General features: G+C 38.3%; 16 protein-coding genes. 11 read left to right on the top strand and 5 right to left on the bottom strand.

Annotation, left to right across the window (positions count from 1 at the left end):
* Positions 1-346 precede the first annotated feature (346 nt).
* The 3 genes from Q0948_RS03260 to gldA all read right to left on the bottom strand — a co-directional run bounded on the left by Q0948_RS03260 (position 347) and on the right by gldA (position 4,291).
* The gene (locus tag Q0948_RS03260; RefSeq protein ID WP_298347778.1) at positions 347-2,575 is read right to left on the bottom strand and encodes a polyribonucleotide nucleotidyltransferase; all 2,229 of its coding nucleotides are present in this window, start codon (positions 2,573-2,575) and stop codon (positions 347-349) included.
* A gap of 452 nt (positions 2,576-3,027) precedes the next feature.
* Positions 3,028-3,297 (bottom strand): 30S ribosomal protein S15, encoded by a 270-nt coding sequence (rpsO, locus tag Q0948_RS03255; RefSeq protein ID WP_298347780.1) that lies wholly within the window; start codon positions 3,295-3,297, stop codon positions 3,028-3,030.
* A gap of 97 nt (positions 3,298-3,394) precedes the next feature.
* A complete protein-coding gene (gldA, locus tag Q0948_RS03250) occupies positions 3,395-4,291 on the bottom strand; it encodes a gliding motility-associated ABC transporter ATP-binding subunit GldA (protein WP_298347782.1) in 897 nt (298 codons plus the stop codon).
* A gap of 563 nt (positions 4,292-4,854) precedes the next feature.
* Here gldA and Q0948_RS03245 point away from each other — a divergent pair.
* From Q0948_RS03245 to Q0948_RS03230, 4 genes are all read left to right on the top strand, one after another.
* Positions 4,855-5,673 carry a prephenate dehydratase gene (locus Q0948_RS03245; protein ID WP_298347784.1) on the top strand — a complete coding sequence of 273 codons (819 nt, stop codon included), beginning with the start codon at positions 4,855-4,857 and terminating at the stop codon, positions 5,671-5,673.
* Positions 5,670-6,815: an aminotransferase class I/II-fold pyridoxal phosphate-dependent enzyme gene (locus Q0948_RS03240; RefSeq protein ID WP_298347785.1), complete on the top strand. Its 1,146-nt coding sequence runs from the start codon at positions 5,670-5,672 to the stop codon at positions 6,813-6,815. The genes Q0948_RS03245 and Q0948_RS03240 overlap by 4 nt, the downstream gene beginning before the upstream one ends.
* 74 nt (positions 6,816-6,889) lie before the next feature.
* Positions 6,890-7,741 (top strand): prephenate dehydrogenase, encoded by an 852-nt coding sequence (locus tag Q0948_RS03235; RefSeq protein WP_298347786.1) that lies wholly within the window; start codon positions 6,890-6,892, stop codon positions 7,739-7,741.
* A 57-nt stretch (positions 7,742-7,798) separates the two neighbouring features.
* Positions 7,799-8,890 carry a bifunctional 3-deoxy-7-phosphoheptulonate synthase/chorismate mutase type II gene (locus Q0948_RS03230; RefSeq protein ID WP_038600953.1) on the top strand — a complete coding sequence of 364 codons (1,092 nt, stop codon included), beginning with the start codon at positions 7,799-7,801 and terminating at the stop codon, positions 8,888-8,890.
* An 83-nt stretch (positions 8,891-8,973) separates the two neighbouring features.
* Here the strand turns inward: Q0948_RS03230 and Q0948_RS03225 are convergent, their stop codons facing one another.
* Positions 8,974-10,623 carry a hypothetical protein gene (locus Q0948_RS03225; RefSeq protein ID WP_298347789.1) on the bottom strand — a complete coding sequence of 550 codons (1,650 nt, stop codon included), beginning with the start codon at positions 10,621-10,623 and terminating at the stop codon, positions 8,974-8,976.
* A gap of 142 nt (positions 10,624-10,765) precedes the next feature.
* Here Q0948_RS03225 and rsgA point away from each other — a divergent pair, with 142 nt between their 5' ends.
* The 7 genes from rsgA (at position 10,766) to queA (ending at position 19,063) form a co-directional block, all read left to right on the top strand.
* A complete protein-coding gene (rsgA, locus tag Q0948_RS03220; RefSeq protein WP_298347791.1) occupies positions 10,766-11,719 on the top strand; it encodes a ribosome small subunit-dependent GTPase A in 954 nt (317 codons plus the stop codon).
* Positions 11,719-12,171: a D-aminoacyl-tRNA deacylase gene (gene dtd, locus Q0948_RS03215; RefSeq protein ID WP_298347793.1), complete on the top strand. Its 453-nt coding sequence runs from the start codon at positions 11,719-11,721 to the stop codon at positions 12,169-12,171. Before rsgA ends, dtd begins: the two co-directional genes overlap by 1 nt.
* A 56-nt stretch (positions 12,172-12,227) precedes the next feature.
* The gene (locus Q0948_RS03210; RefSeq protein ID WP_298347796.1) at positions 12,228-14,123 is read left to right on the top strand and encodes a DUF3857 domain-containing protein; all 1,896 of its coding nucleotides are present in this window, start codon (positions 12,228-12,230) and stop codon (positions 14,121-14,123) included.
* Positions 14,124-14,128: 5 nt separating this feature from the next.
* Positions 14,129-16,135 carry a DUF3857 domain-containing protein gene (locus Q0948_RS03205; RefSeq protein WP_298347798.1) on the top strand — a complete coding sequence of 669 codons (2,007 nt, stop codon included), beginning with the start codon at positions 14,129-14,131 and terminating at the stop codon, positions 16,133-16,135.
* A gap of 191 nt (positions 16,136-16,326) precedes the next feature.
* Positions 16,327-16,653 (top strand): nucleotide pyrophosphohydrolase, encoded by a 327-nt coding sequence (locus Q0948_RS03200; RefSeq protein WP_021778348.1) that lies wholly within the window; start codon positions 16,327-16,329, stop codon positions 16,651-16,653.
* 3 nt (positions 16,654-16,656) lie between these two features.
* A complete protein-coding gene (locus tag Q0948_RS03195; RefSeq protein ID WP_298347802.1) occupies positions 16,657-17,910 on the top strand; it encodes a 3-phosphoshikimate 1-carboxyvinyltransferase in 1,254 nt (417 codons plus the stop codon).
* Between the two features lie 103 nt (positions 17,911-18,013).
* Entirely contained in the window at positions 18,014-19,063 is a 1,050-nt protein-coding gene (queA, locus tag Q0948_RS03190) for a tRNA preQ1(34) S-adenosylmethionine ribosyltransferase-isomerase QueA (protein WP_298347804.1), read from the top strand.
* Positions 19,064-19,260: 197 nt separating this feature from the next.
* Here queA and Q0948_RS03185 read toward each other — a convergent pair whose 3' ends face one another.
* Entirely contained in the window at positions 19,261-20,733 is a 1,473-nt protein-coding gene (locus Q0948_RS03185; RefSeq protein ID WP_298347806.1) for a helix-turn-helix domain-containing protein, read from the bottom strand.
* Positions 20,734-20,824 lie beyond the last annotated feature (91 nt).

The raw sequence follows: 20,824 nt of genomic DNA, 5'->3' as shown, positions 1-20,824 counted from the left end.
GGTATTACTACTATCTAGCATACAACAGAAAGTTTACTATCTATGGCCCGTAAGCCCAGTAAAACTATATGCCAGGTGGTTATTTTAGTTAATAGGGCGCATCTCATTTTTAGTTGTATAAACGCAACTAGTTAAATAGCTACGCTACAGTGCTCTAAAATACAGTACTGCTTTCATACTTCTTTACGGTTTTCCTTATTCTGTACACATTTTTATAAACATTTTCTTACAAAAGGGGTTGTAGGGTGTGCGTGGCAACTTTCGCGAAAGCGCACCACAAAAAAAATCGGCTACCCAGTAAAGGATAACCGATTCTTTAAAAATCAATTAAATCGTTATAAGGTGCTTAGTCCCTTTTACGATCGTCACGTCTGTTATCGCGACCACCACGATTATCACGACCACCGCGGTTGCGATCGTTGTTTTCTCTAGGTGGGCGTGCTACATATCCTTCTGGCTTTTCCATAAGCGCCTTACGAGATACTTTCTCTTTACGAGTACGCTTGTCTATACCAAAGTATTTTACGTCTAGCTCTTCACCCATAGAGAGTACGTCACTAGCGTTTTCTGTACGTTCCCAAGCTATCTCAGATACGTGTAGTAATACCTCGTTACCAGGAGCGTCTAGATACTCTACTACGGCTCCAAAGTCTAGCATCTTGATTACCTTCACCTTGTATGTGTTACCCACAACTGGCTTAAAGGTAATAGAGTCTATCTTTGCAAGTACGGCGTCTATACCTTCTTGACCTGTACCTAGTATCTCTACAACACCTTCTTCTGTTACAGGGTCTTCGTTTATCACGATAGTGGTACCTGTCTCTTTCTGAAGTTCTTGTATTACTTTACCACCTGGGCCTATTAATGCACCTATGTACTCATTTGCAATACGTACGCCTACCATCTTAGGAGCGTAGTCTTTTACGTCTTCACGTGGTGCTGCAATTGTATCTGTAAGTTTCTCAAGGATGTGTAAACGACCTGCACGTGCTTGTTGTAGTGCATTTACTAGTATCTCATAAGAGAGTCCTTTTACTTTAATATCCATCTGGCAAGCCGTAATACCGTCTGCCGTACCAGTTACTTTAAAGTCCATATCTCCTAGGTGATCTTCATCTCCTAGTATGTCTGAGAGTACTGCATATTTTCCCGTCTCTGCATCTGAGATAAGTCCCATTGCAATACCAGATACTGGCTTAGTCATCTGGATACCTGCATCCATCATTGCCATTGTACCTGCACATACTGTTGCCATAGAAGAAGAACCGTTTGATTCTAATACTTCAGACACGACACGTACTGTATAAGGACAATCATCTGGTACCATTCCTTTAAGACCACGTTGTGCAAGGTTACCGTGACCTACCTCACGACGTGAAGTACCACGTATAGGTCTTGCCTCACCTGTACAGAAAGGAGGGAAGTTATAGTGTAGGTAGAAGTTTTCTTCTCCCTCGTATGATGGCATATCTATCTTATTTGCATCTCTAGAGGTACCTAGCGTTACCGTTGCAAGTGCCTGAGTTTCTCCACGTGTAAATACTGCAGACCCGTGTACAGATGGTAAGTAATCTGTCTCACACCAGATAGGGCGTATGTCTACCGTCTGGCGACCGTCTAGACGTAGTCCTTCATTAAGAGTAAGGTCACGTATTGCAGCCTTCTCTGCACTGCGGTAGTACTTAGATACAAGACCACCATAATCTTCTAGCTCTTCTTCTGTGAAGGTAGCTTTGATCTCTTCTTTAATTTCAGAAAAAGCCATTCCTCTTTCTTTCTTAGAAGAACCAGCCTTTGCGATAGCATATACTTTATCATATGCCATATCGTGTACTTTCTTCTTAAGATCTTCATCTTCACGCTCTGCTGGGTACTCACGTACTTCTTTGCGTCCTACAGCTTCTGCAAGTCTCATTTGAGCCTCACACTGTACTTTAATGTGATCGTGAGCAAACTTAATAGCGTCTGCCATTTCTTCTTCAGAAATCTCGTCCATCTCACCTTCTACCATCATCACAGAATCTGCAGAGGCACCTATCATCATATCGATGTCAGACTCTTCTAGCTGTGCTCTTGTAGGGTTAATGATAAACTCACCGTTTACACGACCTACTCTTGCCTCTGAGATTGCACACTCAAAAGGGAAGTCAGATAGTTGTATTGCCGCACTTGCTGCAAGACCTGCCATAGCATCTGGCATTACGTTCTCATCGTGAGACATAAGCTGGATCATCACCTGCGTTTCAGAGTGGTAATCTTTTGGGAAAAGTGGGCGTAGTACACGGTCTACTAGACGCATCGTTAATACCTCACCGTCAGACGGGCGTGCTTCTCTCTTAAAGAAACCACCTGGGTAACGTCCTGCTGCTGCAAACTTCTCGCGGTAATCTACCGTAAGTGGTAAGAAGTCTACGTCTTTACTCTCGTAGTTAGATACTACTGTACAAAGCATCATACACTTTCCAGACTGTACTACTACAGATCCGTGTGCTTGCTTTGCAAGTTTTCCTGTTTCGATAGAGATTTCTCTTCCATCACCAAGGTCAATGACCTCTTTGTAAACCTTTGGAATCATAAAATGTGTTTTTCCTTCCCGAGTATATCGGGAAAATTTTCTCGCGGTATGAGGATTGCTATAATCCCGCTTTCGCGAAAAAGTGTTAATAGTTCAGAACACCCTTCGTGGGTATTCATAGTGTCGTTGTGTTGTGTAGTTGATGTATCTCAAACAGATACGGGATGATAAATGGGTAGTTACTTCCCAAAAATCGGACACCAATGAAAAACTAGCTGTGAAAGCTTTCTCTGCCGTTTTGTTATGATATGTAATCATACAAAAGGTCTTATGTAATATGTCTTGCCTTAAGGCGAAAATCTGAAGTTTTAGTAAGTAACCTTTATGGTTGTGTACTAATGTGTTTTCAGAATTTGATCCGTTTTGAAATTTCGCGTAAGCGTACCTCTCAAAACATCGGTATTAAATATATAGAAAAAGGGAGCCGTGAAGCTCCCTTTTTTAAAAAATTCTTATTTACGGATACCTAGCTCCTTAATAATAGCTCTGTAACGTAGTACGTCTTTTTTCTTTAAGTAATCAAGTAAAGAACGACGCTTACCTACCAGCATTACTAGTGAACGCTCAGTGTTATAATCCTTACGGTTTTTCTTTAAGTGCTCAGTTAAGTGTGTGATACGGTGCGTGAATAAAGCGATTTGACCCTCTGCAGATCCAGTATCGTTTTTCCCTTTTCCGTGCTTTGCGAAAATTTCTTCTTTTGCTTCTTTTGATAAATACATTCCAATATTGTTTTAAATGAGATCGATGTATGTCGTGATAGTGTCTCTATCAGCGTGCAAAGATACATTATTCTTTTAATTATAAAACAGTTGGCACTTATTTTCCGGTCAATTCTGTAAAAAGACTCTCGAGACTGGCGTTTTTCTGGTTGAGCTGTAAGATCTTGAGCTCATTATCGTGTGCAAAGTCAAACACGTTTGCACGCATATCCTCTTGCGTGGCAAAGGTAATCTCATAGGTGAAGCCTGTCGTGTTTTTCACACTGGCTACCTTATCTAGCCTGCTTAGCGCAACTTCTTCTACGCGGTAGTCAAACTCTACTATAACCACTTGCTGCTCGCCATCTCGTAGCTCGCTCATCTTTCTATCTGCTACAATCTGTCCCTTATTAATAATAATCACGCGGTCACAAATGGCTTCTACCTCTTGCATAATGTGAGTGCTCATTAATATGGTCTTGTGTTGCCCTATATTTTTTATAAGGCTACGTATCTCTAGCAACTGGTTAGGGTCTAGACCCGTAGTAGGCTCATCTAGTATAAGCACTTCTGGGTCGTGCAGCAGTGCCGTGGCAAGACCTACACGCTGGCGATACCCTTTTGAGAGTTGGCTTATTTTTTTATGTGCTTCTGGAGTGAGTCCTGTGAGCTGTATCACCTCTGCTATGCGCTCTTTGCTTACCTTATATATACCTGCATTAAAAGCGAGGTACTCCTTTACATACATCTCTAGATATAGCGGGTTGTGCTCTGGGAGATAGCCTACAGCGCTACGTACCTGTTGTACCTCCTTACGCGTGTCGTACGAGTTTACTTGAGCGGTACCTTGAGTAGGAGTGAGGTAGGTGGTTAAGATTTTCATCATTGTACTTTTACCGGCACCGTTAGGACCTAGAAAACCTACTATCTCACCTTTACTAAGTGTAAATGAGATATCATCTAGCGCTTTCTGAGTGCCATAGGTTTTTGTAATTCCGTGTACTTGGATAGACATATGATGATTTTGTTCTTACACAAAGTTAGTAAATAAGGGATGAGCATAAAACGTAACAGTCACGAGTTTCTTGTAATCTAAGGGTGTTATGTGATGTGTGTATGTCTTTTTATGAGGTAACGGTTAGGTGTTTTTGAGTTTATAACCGTGTTGCGGTGAGATAGTGGCCTTATAATGGGGAGATTAGGTTTGTGGTGTGTGAGGTGTAATGGGTGGGTAATGACGCTTTCGCGAAAGCGTACTCAAAACCATTATGAATTCCGTAATAAAAAGAGGTTATAAAAATTTATTTCGCAAAAGAGATGGTTTGTCGGTTCTCATTAGATTTTTTTTCTACATTAGCAGTCTAAGAATTGAATATGCAAACGCAAGTTTATTATTGGAACAACTTTTTTTATTTCTTCTTTTTTAAGAAGAGATCAGGATTGGTATTGCAGTAATTAGACATACTCAAAACTAGAAAAGTCCTGATAAAATTTTTTATCAGGACTTTTTTATTGGAGTCAATTCAAGTAAAATAAAATTTAGAAAGGTGATTACAAATCATCTATAGAAAACAGATTATGAAAGTAGCGATACAAGGCGTACAAGGATCATTTCACCACAAGGTAGCTCAAGAGTTTTTTGGGGCAGATGTGGAGGTGCTGGAGTGTATGTCTTTCCCTAGACTGGTAGATGCGTTACTAGATGGTGAGGTAGATGATGCCGTGATGGCAATAGAAAACACCATAGCAGGAGCCATATTACCTAACTATGCCCTACTAGATGATCATAACCTAACTATAGAAGGAGAGTACTACCTAGATATACAACACAACTTAATGGCGCTCAAAGGGCAAGATCTTACTACCATAAAAGAAGTATGGTCACACCCTATGGCAATATTGCAATGTAGACAGTTTTTTAGAGACTACCCATCTATAAAACTGGTAGAAGATACAGATACGGCGGGCGTGGCAAGAGAAATAAAAGAACGCAATCTAACGGGTATTGCCGCCATTGCAAGCACGACAGCGGCCGAAATCTATGATTTATCAATCATTAAGTCATCTATACAAACCGTAGATGAGAATGCTACTCGCTTTTTTATCCTTAATAAAAATGGAAAAGAAGCCGAAGGGGTTATAAACAAAGCATCACTGCGATTTACGACAGACCACAAGCGTGGGAGCCTGGCAACGATTCTTAACGTGCTAAGTGATTGCAAGATGAATCTCACAAAAATTCAATCTATGCCTATCATAGAGAAACCTTGGGAGTATGCCTTCTTTGTAGATGTCACTTTTGATAGCGTAGAAAGTTTTAAGAAAGCAACCACTTTAGTCTCACTTATGGCAAAAGATTTTAAAGTATTAGGTGCCTATAAAAATCAGAAGCAATGAGTAAGCCAGCAAATAGATTACAAGAAACTAAAGAGTACTACTTCTCAAAAAAGTTAAAAGAAGTACGTGGTCTCATAGCTGCTGGTCACCCTGTGATTAATATGGGTATAGGCAGTCCAGATATGCCAGCACCTCCAGCAGCAGTAGCTGCAATGCTCAAGGGCTTGCACGATAGTGTTGCACATCAGTACCAAAGCTATACCGGTATACCAGCACTAAGAGAGGCAATGGCTACTTTTTATAAAGATAATTATGGAGTCACTGCGCAAGCAGATACCGAGATCTTACCATTAATGGGGTCAAAAGAAGGGATTATGCATATCTCTATGGCTTTTTTAAATCCTGGAGACAAGGTGTTATTTCCTAATCCTGGGTACCCTAGTTATGCGGCAGTAACACGACTCGTAGAGGCAGAAGCGCTTACCTATGATTTAACTGCAGGAAATGGATGGTTACCAGACCTTAAAGAACTGGCAAAGCAGGACCTGTCACAAGTAAAATTAATGTGGGTAAACTACCCGCATATGCCTACAGGCACAAAGGTGCCAGATGGCTTTTTTGAAGAATTAATCGCCTTTGCAAAAGCGCAAGATATTCTTGTTATAAACGACAACCCATATAGTTTTATACTTAATGACAACCCACAGTCATTGCTTGCAGTGCCGGGAGCTATGGATGTAGCGCTAGAGCTTAATAGTTTAAGTAAAACATATAATATGGCAGGCTGGCGCGTGGGGATGGTGCTAGGTAGTGCAACTCATATAGGTCACATATTACGTGTAAAATCTAATATGGATAGCGGGATGTTTTATGGTATTCAAAAAGGAGCCATTGCAGCACTAGGTCTTGGTAAAGATTGGTTTGATCATATTAATGGTATCTACGCACAAAGGCGTGCTCTTGTTTTTAAACTAGTAGAAACGCTAGGGTGTAGTTATGATAGTAACCAAGTAGGACTCTTTGTATGGGCAAAGTTGCCATCAGGTATAGACGCCGAAGCATTTATAGATAAGATGCTACTAGAGAAATACATATTTATCACACCAGGAACCATTTTTGGGACGATGGGAGCTGGCTATATACGTTTTAGCCTCTGTGTAAAGGAAGAACAAATAAAAGAAGCTATAGAGAGAGTAAAGTAATAAGAAAGCTGAATATTGTTAATTAACAAGTGTAAGGTGTTGATTTTCAAATAAAAGTGTAGAAATAAAGATAAATGAAAGACATTTGTATCATAGGGGTAGGGCTTATAGGAGGCTCTTTTGCACGAGATTTGCGCGCGCAGTTGCCAGAAGCAACCGTGTGTGGTATAGATGCCAGTAAAGGACATCTTGATGAAGCACTAACGTTAGGCTTTATAGATAAGGCGGGTGTACTAGAGGATGTTGCAAAAGCAGACCTGGTTGTACTAGCAATACCAGTAGATGTAGCGATACACGTGCTACCAGACGTTCTTAACATAATAAATGATGATACTGTAGTGATAGATATGGGCTCAACAAAACAAGCTATTTGTGAGGTTGTAACAAATCACCCTAAACGCCGAAACTTTCTAGCGTGTCATCCCATCGCGGGAACCGAGTTTTCTGGTCCTAGTGCGGCAATTACTGGTCTTTATGAGGGAAAAACAAACATCGTTTGTGAGGTAGAAAAAACTGCATTTAAGCTCCAAGAGCCAGTGCTTGACCTTTTTAAAAATATGGGAATGCGTATGCGTTATATGGATCCAGTTTCTCACGATAAGCACATTGCATATATGAGCCACCTGTCACACATAAGTGCATTTATGCTAGGTAAAACGGTCATAGATAAGGAGAAGAATGAACGTGATATTTTTGATATGGCGGGCAGTGGGTTTGCATCTACGGTACGTCTTGCAAAAAGTAATCCCGTGACCTGGACCTCTATCTTTAAACAAAATAGAGATAACGTATTAGAAACACTCACAGAGTACATTGCAAATCTCAATGATTTCAAATCCCTTTTGGAAGCCGAAGATTATACAGGAGTACACAATGAGATGGAAAATACAAACCACATAAAAGAAATATTAAACGGAATAAAATAGTTTTACGCTTTCGCGAAAGCGGAATCACAAGCCCAAAGCGGCACAAATTAAATGAATATGGAAAATAAAAAAGAACTTAGAAATTGGTTAGACGCTTTTGGCCTTGATCACCCACTCGTGATAGCAGGACCTTGTAGCGCAGAGACAGAAGCACAGGTGCTTAAAATTGCACACCAGCTTAAAGATACAGATGCCACGGTACTACGTGCCGGTATCTGGAAGCCTAGAACCCGCCCAGGAAACTTTGAAGGGGTAGGTGCATTGGGTCTTAAGTGGCTTCAAAAAGCAAAAGAAGAAACAGGTATGCTTACCACTACTGAGGTGGCAAATGCAAACCACGTAGATCTTGCACTAGAGGCAGATATAGATATTTTATGGATAGGAGCACGTACAACGGTATCTCCATTTATCGTGCAAGATATTGCAGAGGCGCTTAAGGGAACAGATAAAACCGTTCTTATCAAGAACCCGGTAAACCCAGACCTTGCATTGTGGCTAGGAGCTGTAGAGCGTTTTTACACACAAGACATTAAAAACCTTGGAGTAATACACAGAGGATTCTCAACATACGAGAAGACGCGTTACAGAAACAATCCAGAGTGGCAAATCGCTGTAGATTTACAGAATAAATTTCCAGATTTACCATTAATTCTTGACCCTTCACACATTGCAGGGCGTCGTGATATCATACACGATTTATGTCAGACAGGTCTTGATCTTAACTATGATGGTCTTATGGTTGAGACACACTATGATCCTGATAACGCTTGGAGTGATGCTGCACAGCAAATCACACCAGCTACGCTTGTACAGATGATGAAGGATTTAAAAATCCGTAAAGAAGTAGGTACAGAGGTAGAGTATAATAATAAACTTAATACACTACGTACTCAGATAGACGTTATAGATCACCAGCTTATTGAAAACCTTGGGAAGCGTATGAAAATCTCTGATGGAATAGGGGAGCTCAAGGCAGAAAATAATGTCTCAATACTACAAACAAAGCGTTGGAACGAGATCCTTGGGAAGATGATTCTAGAAGGAGAGCAACACAACCTAAGTGAGGAGTTTATCTTACGTGTGTTTAAAGCCGTGCACCAAGAGTCTATAAACCACCAGAAAAAAGTGGCACAGATGCAAGGAGCTTAAATCTATACTGTATTTGTTAATTAAAAAGCCCTCTAGCAGTTTATAAATTGCTAGAGGGCTTCTTTTTGTAATGATGTATGGTGTTAATCTATTTTTAAGATACCTAGTTTAGTTTCTGACTTGTTTGAGCCGTAAATGATTGTTTCATTCTCACTTATAGGATAAACAACTCCTGGTCGTACCACAATTTGTCTTTTCTCAAATTCTTCAGGATCAATCCTAGTCATTTTACCTGTAGCATCATCAAATTCAAAAGCTACCGGAATCATTTTGTTAATGTTTCTTACCTTTTTTACATCATCCATTTTTGTAATACCTATGTTCTTTGGGTCATCATTTACAATTACAGTTAATTTATTGTCTTTGTAAAATGGCATAGAGCTTAAGTACTCAGGACCATCTCCCATAGAAGCAACTGGAAACATTACTCCTGCAGATATCGAAAAAGATCCATTTGAGGCACCACCTACAAGCCCTACAGATATAACACTTATTGCTGCTTTTTGTTCTTTAGGGATTACATTACTCCAGGCTAGTGTACCATCTGCATTAAGGGCAGTCACAATAATTTCGTTTGTGTCGTATATAACTGGTGTAGCACTTATGCCTACTCCTGCTATGCCTATTCCAGAAGATCTCCCTATGGTTTTAAAGAAATACTCAGAAAGTACAATTACTCCTCCATTTTCTCTTTCAATTAAATCTGTATTTCTGTAAAATGGTTTGAGGTTCTTACCTTTTTTTGCTCTTCTTTCTCCTATGAGTTTAGATTTAGTTTCTACCGTGAAGTCATTAAAAACTTTCTTGTCTATAGCGTTATTTGTTGTGTTTACTGCAATATCAAAAATTCCTTCTATCTTATATTCTGATCTTCCGCTCTTCCTTAGCTTTGAGTAAAATCCTACTAGTTGTATCCTATTTTCTGTATAAATAAGATCACAGTTTACTACTCGCTTGCCATTGAGGGGGATTTTAGTTTCAATTAATTCGTAGTTTTTATTTCTGTAGTAAGTCTGTAGTGTGATGTTGTTTTTTGTGGTTTTGGCTTTTCGATCTCTGTAGCTCTCCGTGTATACTATAAAAGCATCACCATTTTCGTTTACTCCAAAATCTGCAAAATCAAAAAATAAATCTTTTCTATCTTCAAAGCTTACGGTGTTTACATCCTCCTTTACAATACTCATATTTGCATCTACTAAAGAGAACTCATACCTAAGAAGTTCTTTCTTGTCGTTTATATAAACGTGAGTTACCATATAGTTAATCTCATCATATGACATTTCAAATAAGAAAACACCTTTCTTAGATCTGCTGTCTACTTGCGAAGACAAGATAACTCTAGGCGCACCAAGCTCTAGACCGTCAAGTATTTCTAAAGCAGCAAAATTATATGTTTTATCTTTTTTGCTATAGTACGTTGCCATCACGTAGGCTTTGTCTTGTATTACGACAACATCCTCTACATAAGCTTTGTTGTCTCTAATTTTTTCAAGTTTTAAAAGTTTACTTGCTACATTTTTTTTGCTGTCGGTGTCAAAAGTCTGTAGGTAAAACTTTTTTCCCTTTTTTGATAAGGTGTGGATTAAGCCATTTTTTACTCCAGCAATATTTACAATGTTTCCTTCAGTTTCAGAAATATCTTCTCCAAAATCCAGTTGCACACTACCTACATTTAGCTGTGCCATTAAGCTAGTGGTAACTAATAAGAATAAAAGGTTAAATGCTTTTTTCATTTAATATAAATTTGATTGATTAAGCGACGAAAATAACATAATTAACGAGATAATTCCTACATCGATCAATTATTTACGGACTTTACCACATTTGTTTATGGAGTATTAAAAAAGAGGTTATTTTTACACCTCACAATACACTATGACAGGAACAGTTTATAAATCTACAGGGAGTTGGTATACCGTAAAGGCAGAAGACGGGAGGTGGTTTGAATGTAGAATAAAAGGGAAGTTCCGTATTAAAGGAATCAAGAGTACAAACCCTGTTGCAGTGGGTGACGTGGTAGATTTTGATCTAGATACAAAAAGTGATGTAGAGACTGGTGTGATTACAAACATACACCCGCGCGAAAATTACATAGTACGTAAGTCTGTAAATCTTTCTAAGCAAACCCACATCATAGCAAGTAATGTAGATACCGTTTTCTTACTGGTAACCCTTAACAATCCACCCACGTTTACAGCATTTATAGATCGTTTTCTAGTTACTGCAGAGGCATATCACATAAAAGCAGTATTGCTTTTTAATAAAATAGATACTTATAACGAAGAAGAAATACTGGAGATACGATACCTAGCAGCTATCTATCGTGAGATAGGGTATGAGTGTGTAGGTATATCTGCCATTACCGGTAAAAATGTAGATACTGTAAAGGAAATGATGGAAGGTAAGACCTGTATGTTTACCGGACACTCTGGTGTAGGTAAGTCTACGCTGGTAAACGCCATAGAGCCTACACTAGACCTCAAGACAAAACAAATAAGTGTACAGCACAGCCAGGGGCAACACACCACCACCTTTGCAGAGATGTTTGACCTAGGTTTTGATGCGCGCATTATTGATACACCAGGTATAAAAGGCTTTGGTATTGTAGATATGGAACGCGAAGAAATAGGAGATTACTTTCCTGAGTTTTTTGCTCTTAAGAGTGAGTGTAAGTTTAATAATTGCTTACACCTAGAAGAGCCAAAATGTGCCGTAAAAGCTGCGCTAGAAAATGATGAAATACCGTGGTCTCGCTATAAGAGTTATACCCAAATGCTTGCCGGTGATGATGACCAGCATTATAGAAAAGATATTTATCCAGAAGAATAATGAAAGCAGTCATACAGCGAGTTACACAGGCTTCGGTTACTATAAATGGTGTTGTAAAGTCAGAAATAAAAAGCGGCCTTCTGGTGCTGTTAGGTGTTACTCACGAAGATACACAAGAAGACATAGAGTGGCTTTGTAATAAAATTATAGGCTTACGTATTTTTGGCGATGAGCAAGGCGCAATGAACCTTTCGGTAGGAGATATAGATGGTGATATTTTAGTGATAAGTCAGTTCACATTATTTGCCAGTACAAAAAAAGGAAATCGTCCTTCTTTCTTACAAGCAGCACGCCCAGAACACGCAATACCTATGTATGAGGAGTTTGTGAGTACGCTTTCGCGAAAGCGTAATAAACCCACTTATACTGGAGAGTTTGGTGCAGATATGAAAGTGCAACTGCTCAATGACGGGCCAGTTACTATAACTATAGATACAAAAAATAGGGTGTAGCGACTTGTGCGGTAGGTGTCTTTTTTATATTTTGCTGACACATCAATCAAATCAAAATGCGCATACCTACTTTCCTCCTATGTATGTGGGCACTATTTGCCTACTCTCAAGATAATTTATATACGTCAAAAAATATTCCTGAAGACCTTTTAAAATCTGCAAACAGTGTCTTGCGTTTTGAAAAGCATACCATAGATATACCTAATTCATCTACCATAAAAACAGCTCACAAACGCGTGGTGACTGTTTTAAATAAACGTGGTAATAGAGATGTAGAGGCATATATGTATTATGATGATGTTACTCGCATAAAAAATGCTTCTGTTGTAATATATGATGATAGCGGTAAGGAGGTTAAAAAGTATAAACAACGCGACTTTAAAGATGTAAGCGCTGCAGACGGTATAAGTCTCTATATAGATACACGCTTGTTATATCTCGATTTTACGCCTACCAGCTATCCTTATACAGTCGTGGTAGAAAGCGAGATTGTCTCAAAAAACACAGCTTCTATTCCATCTTTTTATGCAAACGAGGGGTATTACTCAAGCACAGAAGAAAAGGTTTTTGAAATTAACTATGCAGATGAGGTTAATTTAAAGCATAAAATGTACGGGGATTATAACCGCATAGAGGTAGAAGAATCTCAAAATTCACTACGGCTTGTAATTAAAAATTCTCCATCGCTTGTTCCAGAAGATTATAGCCCTGGCTATAGAAATATAGTGGGTAGGGTGGCTATTGCTCTTAATGATTTTCACTTAGAGGGGCTAGATGGAGACGCTCGTGATTGGCGAGTCTTTGGACAGTGGATGAATGAAAATTTACTTCAAGGGGCGCAGGACTTACCAGAAGAAACAATTACACAGGCAAAGGAACTTGTAAAAGACATTAAAGATCCTATAGCAAAGGCTAAAATTATTTATGATTTTGTGCAGAATAAGACGCGGTACATAAGTGTTCAAGTAGGTATAGGTGGCTGGAAACCTATGCTTGCCTCACAAGTAGATAAACTGGGTTATGGTGATTGTAAGGCGCTTACAAATTACACAAAATCTTTACTTGAAGCGGTGGGGGTGCCATCCTATTATACTATTCTTTATGGGAGCCGTGACAAGCGCGATATAGAAGATGACTTTACGGCTATACAGGGTAACCACGCAATTTTATCAGTACCCACAGGTGATGATTATGTATGGTTAGAATGTACAGATCAAGAAGTGCCATTTGGTTTTATAGCTGGTTTTACAGATGATCGAGATGTACTTGTCGTAAAACCAGATGGAGGCGAAATTGTCCATACCAAAAAATATACGGCTCAAGATAACTATCAGATAATGAATGGTTCTTTTACCATAGATGCCAGCGGTAATGCTCAAGGAGGGGTAAGTATTAAATCTGGAGGTTTACAATATGCAGGTAAATACAGGCTAGTCACAGAAAACCAAGACGATAAAAAGAAGTATTACTATAAGTTTTGGAATTACCTAAATAATGTATCCTTAACCAACATTAACATTCTTAATAATCGTGATGAAGCTATAACCACCGAAAATATAGAACTTGAAGTAGAAAATTATGCTTCATTTGCTGGTGATGAGATGCTTGTTTCTCTCAATTTATTTAATAGATATACAGCGCTGCCAGATCGTGTTAAGAATAGAATGTTTGAGGTCGAAATATCAAGAGGATTTAAGGATGAAGAAACTATCGAGATTAATCTTCCTGATGGATTTGAGGTAGTAAGTGTTCCAAAGGGTGAACAACTTAAATCGCCATTTGGAACATATAGTTATAGTATAAAGGAAGTAGAGAATTCAAAGATAATTTATAAGAGGTCTTTTATATTTAACGAAGGGACTTATAGTAAAGAAAATTATGCAAAACTTAGAAGCTTTATAAGAAGTGCAATAAGAAATGATCAACAAAAAATCGTCATCAAAAAACAATAAATCATATGAAAAAATTACTATCCATCACTATTTTAATATTTTTTGCTCTAGGTGCTACTGCGCAAGATTATGACTTTGGAAAAGTTTCTAAAGAAGAGATTTTGCAAAAGGAACATCCTAATTATCCTGATGCAAATGCGAGTATTTTATACAGAAACACTGATACAAAATTTGGCTACAGCCAAGATGAAGGTTTCTATATAAAAACAGAAGTGCAAGAGCGCGTTAAAATTTACAATCAAGATGGCTATGACGAGGCGACAGTTATGTTGAGCCAGTATGTAGGTGCAAGTGATGAAGAGCAGGTTACAGGTTTAAAAGCTTATACTTATAATGTAGAAGGGGATAAAATTATCGAAAGTAAGCTGCAATCACGCGATATTTTCAAAGAAGAAAAATCTAAATATAGGAAGGTGACTAAATTTACAATGCCAGATATACGCGATGGCTCTGTAATTGAATATAAGTATACTTTCAAATCGCCCTTTTACTCAAATATAGACGAGTTTAGATTTCAAGAAGAGATACCAGTAGATCGAGTAGATATGAGATTTTTTGCGCCAGAGTACTTAATGTATCGCACACACGGTAAAGGTGTAATACCCCTTAATCTTACTACAGAAAAAAAGAATCGCACTTTGAGATATAGATATACAAGTACCAAACTTGCTAATGTAGCAAGATCTAGTTCTTCAAATGAAGAGGTCGAGTTTACAGAAAACGGATATATAGTAAACTTGACTAATGTACCTCCTATTAAGAATGAGCCATACTCTGGTAATCTTAATAACTATATGTCTGCATTAAAGTTCGAGTTGGCAATGACTAAATTTCCAAACAGTGAGATTAGATCATACGCAACGTCTTGGGAAGATGTAGCTAGTAAAATATATCAATCTACCGGGTTTGGTAAAGAGTTAGATCGTGAGAGTTATTACAAAAAGGATATTGATAATATTATAAGTGAAGCTTCATCTCAGACAGAAAAGATGTTTCTTATTTATGATTATGTAAAGAGCAAGATGACTTGGAATGACTACTATGGTGTTTATGTAGATGCTGGTGTAAAAAAAGCATATAAGGACGGCGTAGGTAATGTGGCAGACATTAATTTAATGCTCTCTTCTATGCTTAGATACGCCGGTGTAAGGTGTAGTCCCGTATTATTGAGTACAAAGAATAATGGTATACCTGTTTTTCCTACTCGTACAGGTTTTAATTACGTTATAGCAGGAGCTATTGTAAATGAGAAACTCTACTTACTAGATGGGGCTGATAAAGCTGGAGTTCCGAATATTTTAAAGCCAGAACTTTTAAACTGGATGGGTAGAATGGTTAAGGCAGATGGGTCTTCAAGGTTAGTAGATTTATTTCCAAATAGACCTGCTACTCATATAGGGATGCTCAATCTGGAAATTACAGATGATATGATAATTTCTGGAAACGCTAAGAATAGGTTTTCTGGTCATTATGCAAGGTCTGAGCGTAATAGATTTGCTGCTCTTACTGGTGATGAGCAATTAAAAAAACTAGATAGTTATTATGAAAGTATAGATGCGATAGATGTTTCTTTTAAAGATTTAAAAGTTGCATCTAAGCCACTTACGCTTGAGTATAATTTTGAAGCCGAGGATATGATAGATGAAGCTGGTGATAAACTATATGTAAATCCCCTTGCACATTTGGGAACAAATAAAAATTACCTAACTGCAGAGTCAAGAAATCATCCCGTAGATTATGTGTATCCTTGGTCAGATAAGTATACGGTTTCAATAAAAATTCCTGCAGGATATGAAGTGGAGTCTGTGCCAGATGATCTGGCAATAAACCTTGTGGACAATATGGGGTCTTATCGTTTTGGTGTGACAGTATCTGGAGATAAAGTAAATGTAGGACTGCAAAACACGATGAGTGCGGCTCTTGTTAACTCTAACTACTATAAAGATTTGCAAGCCTATTTGAAAATGATAGTTGCAAAGGAGAGTGAGAAAATTGTGTTTAAGAAGATATAAATTGAGGCAAATCTTAGTTGCAATGGCTAATTTGAATTCAATTCTATAAGTCTTTTGTTGTATTTTTTGAATAAGGTTTTCTGCAAAAAACCACACTCTTTTATGCAGAGATGTATAATGAGATAAAAAAATTCTTTACCCAAATTGTAAGCAAAGAAAAAGAAACCATAGTTTTGGTAAAAAAATAAATTATGAATATCTCAAACGCTCAGCAGGCTGTAGACGACTGGATAAAGACTCACGGTGTGCGATACTTTAATGAACTCACAAATATGGCTCAACTTACCGAAGAAGTAGGAGAAGTAGCCAGAATTATTGCACGCCGCTATGGAGAGCAAAGTGAGAAAGAAAGCGATAAAGGTAAAGATCTAGGAGAGGAGCTTGCAGATGTAATGTTTGTGGTGCTATGCCTAGCAAACCAGACAGGTGTAGATTTACAAGAAGCATTTGATAAGAAGCTGGACATAAAAACAAAACGTGATCACGACCGTCATCATAACAATGAAAAATTAAAGTAAGCTATGCTTTTAAAAGTTCACCATACAGCGGCACATTGCAGCGGCGATATACAGATCACAGGTTCCAAAAGTGAGACTAACAGGCTACTTATCTTACAAGCACTCTTTGATGGTATTACATTAAAAAATGTATCAAATAGCGATGATGCCCAGGTTATGCAAAAGGCACTATCATCGAGTGATGAGGTGGTAGACATACATCACGCGGGTACTGCTATGCGTTTTCTTACGGCCTATTTTTCTATTCAAGAAGGTAGAGATACACTCCTTACCGGTAGTGCTCGTATGCAAGAACGCCCTATGGCAATACTGGTAGAAGCGCTTCAAGAGCTGGGAGCTCAAATCACATTTACTCACAATGAAGGGTACCCACCATTACAAATAAAAGGGAAAGCATTACAGCGCAATGAGGTAACACTCAAGGCAAATGTGAGCAGCCAGTATATCTCTGCACTTATGATGATGGGAGCAAAGCTAGATAATGGTCTTACCGTACGTCTTGATGGCAAGATTACCTCGGTTCCTTACATAAATATGACGCTTGCGTTATTACATCAACTAGATATAGAGGCTACCTTTGAGGGGCAAAAAATAGTGATAAAACCGGGTAGAACTTCAGCGGTAGCTAGAGAGATAACGGTCGAGTCAGACTGGAGTAGTGCGTCGTATTTTTATAGTATTGTTGCGCTTTCGCGAAAGCGTAATTTTAACACCCCACACACCATTACCATAGCTAGTTATAAAGAGAGTAGCCTGCAAGGAGATGCTGCTCTTAGAGAAATATACAAGCAACTGGGCGTGGTTTCTAGCTTTGCAGGAGATAAGCTCACACTCTCGCTTAATCAAGATTTTGAGTTGCCAGAAACGATAACCTTAGATCTTGCAAACTCACCAGACATTGCACAAACTATAGCGGTAAGCTGTTTAGGTCTAGGCGTAGGGTGTCACCTCACGGGCTTGCACACACTTAAAATAAAGGAAACAGATAGGCTAGAGGCACTGCGTGAGGAGATTACAAAGCTGGGAGGTAGTATTATGGTTACAGATCAAGATCTTACACTATTACCTCAAAAAGCTGCTATAAATGAAAATATCACCATAGCGACATATCACGATCACCGTATGGCAATGGCCTTTGCACCACTTGCTTTACAAGTGCCATTACTTATAGAAGATGCTGGTGTTGTGTCAAAATCATACCCAGATTTTTGGACAGATCTAGAAGTTTTAGGCTTTGGTCAAGAGATAATTGGCTAAAGACTTGACAACCCCTATCTCGAGATTGTATATTTGCCGTCTTGCGAGCTAGCGCTATATAGGTGCTATAGCTTGACTTAAAAAACAAAAACCAGAACCCTTTATGAAGTTATCACACTTTAACTTTGACTTACCAGATGAATTACTAGCAGAGCACCCTGCCGAAAACAGGGACGAGTCTAGATTAATGGTCCTTAATCGCAAGGAGCAAACCATCGAGCATAAGATGTTTAAAGATCTTATAGATTATTTTGAGCCAGAAGATGTTATGGTACTTAATAATACAAAGGTTTTTCCGGCACGTTTATACGGTAATAAAGAGAAGACAGGAGCTCGTATCGAGGTATTCTTACTTAGAGAGTTAAACTCTGAGACACGACTGTGGGATGTACTTGTAGATCCAGCACGTAAAATACGTATAGGTAATAAGCTATACTTTGGTGATGATGAGAGTCTTGTTGCAGAGGTAATAGATAACACAACATCACGTGGCCGTACGTTACGTTTCTTATATGATGGGTCTTATGAAGAGTTTAGAAAAAAACTTACTTCACTGGGAGAAACACCATTACCAAAATACATAAACCGTGAGGTAGAGCCAGAAGATGAGGAGCGCTACCAGACTATCTATGCAAAAGAAGAAGGAGCCGTAGCAGCACCTACCGCAGGACTTCACTTCTCAAAGCACCTATTAAAGCGTTTAGAAATTAAAGGTATTGACTTTGCTGAGGTAACTTTACACGTAGGTCTTGGTACATTTAGCGCGGTAGAGGTAGAAGACCTCTCAAAGCACAAAATGGATAGTGAGGAAGCATACATACGTAAGCCAGCCACAGAGATTATAAATAAAGCTATTTCAGAAAAGCGTCGTGTGTGTGCCGTAGGTACTACCGCAATGCGCGTGATGGAAAGTGCAGTATCTAGTAGCGGTACACTTAACGAGTTTGGTGGTTGGACTAATAAATTTATATTCCCACCGTATGACTTTAGTATTGCAAACTGTATGATTACAAACTTCCACACGCCTAAGTCTACATTGCTTATGATGGTGTCTGCCTTTGCAGGTCACGATTTTATGAAGCGTGCTTATGATGAGGCAGTAAAAGAAAAATACAAATTCTACTCTTATGGAGATGCAATGTTAATTATCTAATACATTGCCATAATGTACAAAAGCCCAGACTGTAAAGTTTGGGCTTTTTTTGTTTGTAGCACTATCTTATGGTGTGCTTATATAGGTAGTATCCCGCTTTACATTGCAATTCCTCGTGCCGGCTACGCCAGGCAACTGCGGGATTTACATTACAATCGGGGCTATTAGGTATAGTCGGTTTGTATCTTTTAGTGTGATTAATATGTATCATTAAGCTGCTCTACAATAGCGGCTATTTTTTTATTCTTTGAAGTTCGATTTAAAACCTTTGGAGGAGCTTGTCTCACTTCACAATCTGTAATGGCACAACGTTCACAAGTAACCCCTACGTTACGAGTAGGAATATTTGGGTCATTGAGAAATTTTATTTTGCGCTCAAGTTGTTTATTTATGAGTAGCCCTATACTTATGCTTCTAAACTTGTTCTCTTTAAAAGGATCTTTTGTTGCAGTAGAGAGCACTAGATACTGTACGCCCTCATTCTCATAGTTAGATATTTGTAAGTCAAACTTACTATTGTCACTACTCTTAGATAAATCTTTGAGCACCTGTAAAGACACCCATCTCCTGCAGTAATGCTCATCACTTTCATTTGCTCGTGGCGCGTGCTGGTGCGCTAGGTGCAACTCCTTTGTAAGGTGAAATTTTGTGTCGTTAAGTTTGTGTGTAAACCGCAGAAAAAACAAGTTCTTTATATTAAACTCCTTAGGTAGAATATTAGTAAGCCTTTGATAAAAAGACTCTGGTGATGCGTTAAACTCATTTGTGATGTGCTCAAAAGAATCTTTATGAAAAACAGGTTCCTTAAAAATATCTTTAATTTTTGCCGTAAGGTTTTTACGAGGTATGATTAATGCTCCTGCAAAGTAAGAGGCATAAAAATTATTAAGTACCTGGTCAAAAGTTTCAAAAAGTATCCACGGGAAGGTGTACAACCTTTCTTTGATTTCTAGAAAATTATAGGCTATTTCCTTTGCATAGATAAAGGTGCGTTGTGACTCGTCTATATCATTTGCGACTAGTAGTGTGCGTGATTTAGGTATAAAAACAGATCGTAAGTTATCTAGATCTTTGTACTTATCTAGTTCATCATTTTTTATGGAGTAGTTGTATTCTTCTATGAGGATTTCCTCTAGCTCGTTTGATGAGATACTTTGCCCTATGTTTATTTGATACGATTTTACAAAGTCGAGTACCTTTTGCTCTATGTTATCAAAGTAGTTGTTATTTGCTTCTTGATATGAGCGCACAGAAGCAAGAAAAAAGCTTTCCCTCCCAAAGTTGTAGTGCTGTGCAATTTCTATGATTGTACTTATAAAGGCGTTGACTTTTGCTGGCGCATTAGATACAATATCTATGAGATCACTTTCTTTTATACCAAAAAGCTCTAGAGGAATCTCTTTTAGAATCTTTGATTTTAAAATTTCACCTATAGGAGCGAGGTTTTTATCCAGCTTTAAAGACACCATTTGATCGTACGGAATGTCTAATTTTTCCGAAAGCGTAAAAATTTTATCAGGTTTTGGATATTTTTTTCCGTGTTCAATTTCATTTAAATATGATTTTGAAAGTCCGGTTAGTTTTGACAATCCAAAAAGAGATAGGTTTTTGTCAGTCCTTATCTGGCGTAGCTTAAGCCCAAAAATTAGTTTGATATCTTCTTCATCCATATACACAAATATAAGGCTTTTTGCGAATACTTAATTTTAGTGAAAATATATTTTTAGCGAACGTTCGCTTTTTTAATCAAAGTATTTTTTT

It is taken from the genome of uncultured Dokdonia sp. (assembly GCF_947496725.1).
In the GTDB taxonomy this organism is placed as follows: domain Bacteria; phylum Bacteroidota; class Bacteroidia; order Flavobacteriales; family Flavobacteriaceae; genus Dokdonia.
Note: the sequence above shows the minus strand (reverse complement) of the source record. Positions and strands in the feature narration are given on the sequence as shown.

Bases quoted from the DNA above. Each gene is read 5' to 3' on its own strand.
- Q0948_RS03260 (WP_298347778.1), bottom strand. From the start codon at position 2,575: ATGATTCCAAAGGTTTACAAAGAGGTCATTGACCTTGGTGATGGAAGA.
- rpsO (WP_298347780.1), bottom strand. From the start codon at position 3,297: ATGTATTTATCAAAAGAAGCAAAAGAAGAAATTTTCGCAAAGCACGGA.
- gldA (WP_298347782.1), bottom strand. From the start codon at position 4,291: ATGTCTATCCAAGTACACGGAATTACAAAAACCTATGGCACTCAGAAA.
- Q0948_RS03245 (WP_298347784.1), top strand. From the start codon at position 4,855: ATGAAAGTAGCGATACAAGGCGTACAAGGATCATTTCACCACAAGGTA.
- Q0948_RS03240 (WP_298347785.1), top strand. From the start codon at position 5,670: ATGAGTAAGCCAGCAAATAGATTACAAGAAACTAAAGAGTACTACTTC.
- Q0948_RS03235 (WP_298347786.1), top strand. From the start codon at position 6,890: ATGAAAGACATTTGTATCATAGGGGTAGGGCTTATAGGAGGCTCTTTT.
- Q0948_RS03230 (WP_038600953.1), top strand. From the start codon at position 7,799: ATGGAAAATAAAAAAGAACTTAGAAATTGGTTAGACGCTTTTGGCCTT.
- Q0948_RS03225 (WP_298347789.1), bottom strand. From the start codon at position 10,623: ATGAAAAAAGCATTTAACCTTTTATTCTTATTAGTTACCACTAGCTTA.
- rsgA (WP_298347791.1), top strand. From the start codon at position 10,766: ATGACAGGAACAGTTTATAAATCTACAGGGAGTTGGTATACCGTAAAG.
- dtd (WP_298347793.1), top strand. From the start codon at position 11,719: ATGAAAGCAGTCATACAGCGAGTTACACAGGCTTCGGTTACTATAAAT.
- Q0948_RS03210 (WP_298347796.1), top strand. From the start codon at position 12,228: ATGCGCATACCTACTTTCCTCCTATGTATGTGGGCACTATTTGCCTAC.
- Q0948_RS03205 (WP_298347798.1), top strand. From the start codon at position 14,129: ATGAAAAAATTACTATCCATCACTATTTTAATATTTTTTGCTCTAGGT.
- Q0948_RS03200 (WP_021778348.1), top strand. From the start codon at position 16,327: ATGAATATCTCAAACGCTCAGCAGGCTGTAGACGACTGGATAAAGACT.
- Q0948_RS03195 (WP_298347802.1), top strand. From the start codon at position 16,657: ATGCTTTTAAAAGTTCACCATACAGCGGCACATTGCAGCGGCGATATA.
- queA (WP_298347804.1), top strand. From the start codon at position 18,014: ATGAAGTTATCACACTTTAACTTTGACTTACCAGATGAATTACTAGCA.
- Q0948_RS03185 (WP_298347806.1), bottom strand. From the start codon at position 20,733: ATGGATGAAGAAGATATCAAACTAATTTTTGGGCTTAAGCTACGCCAG.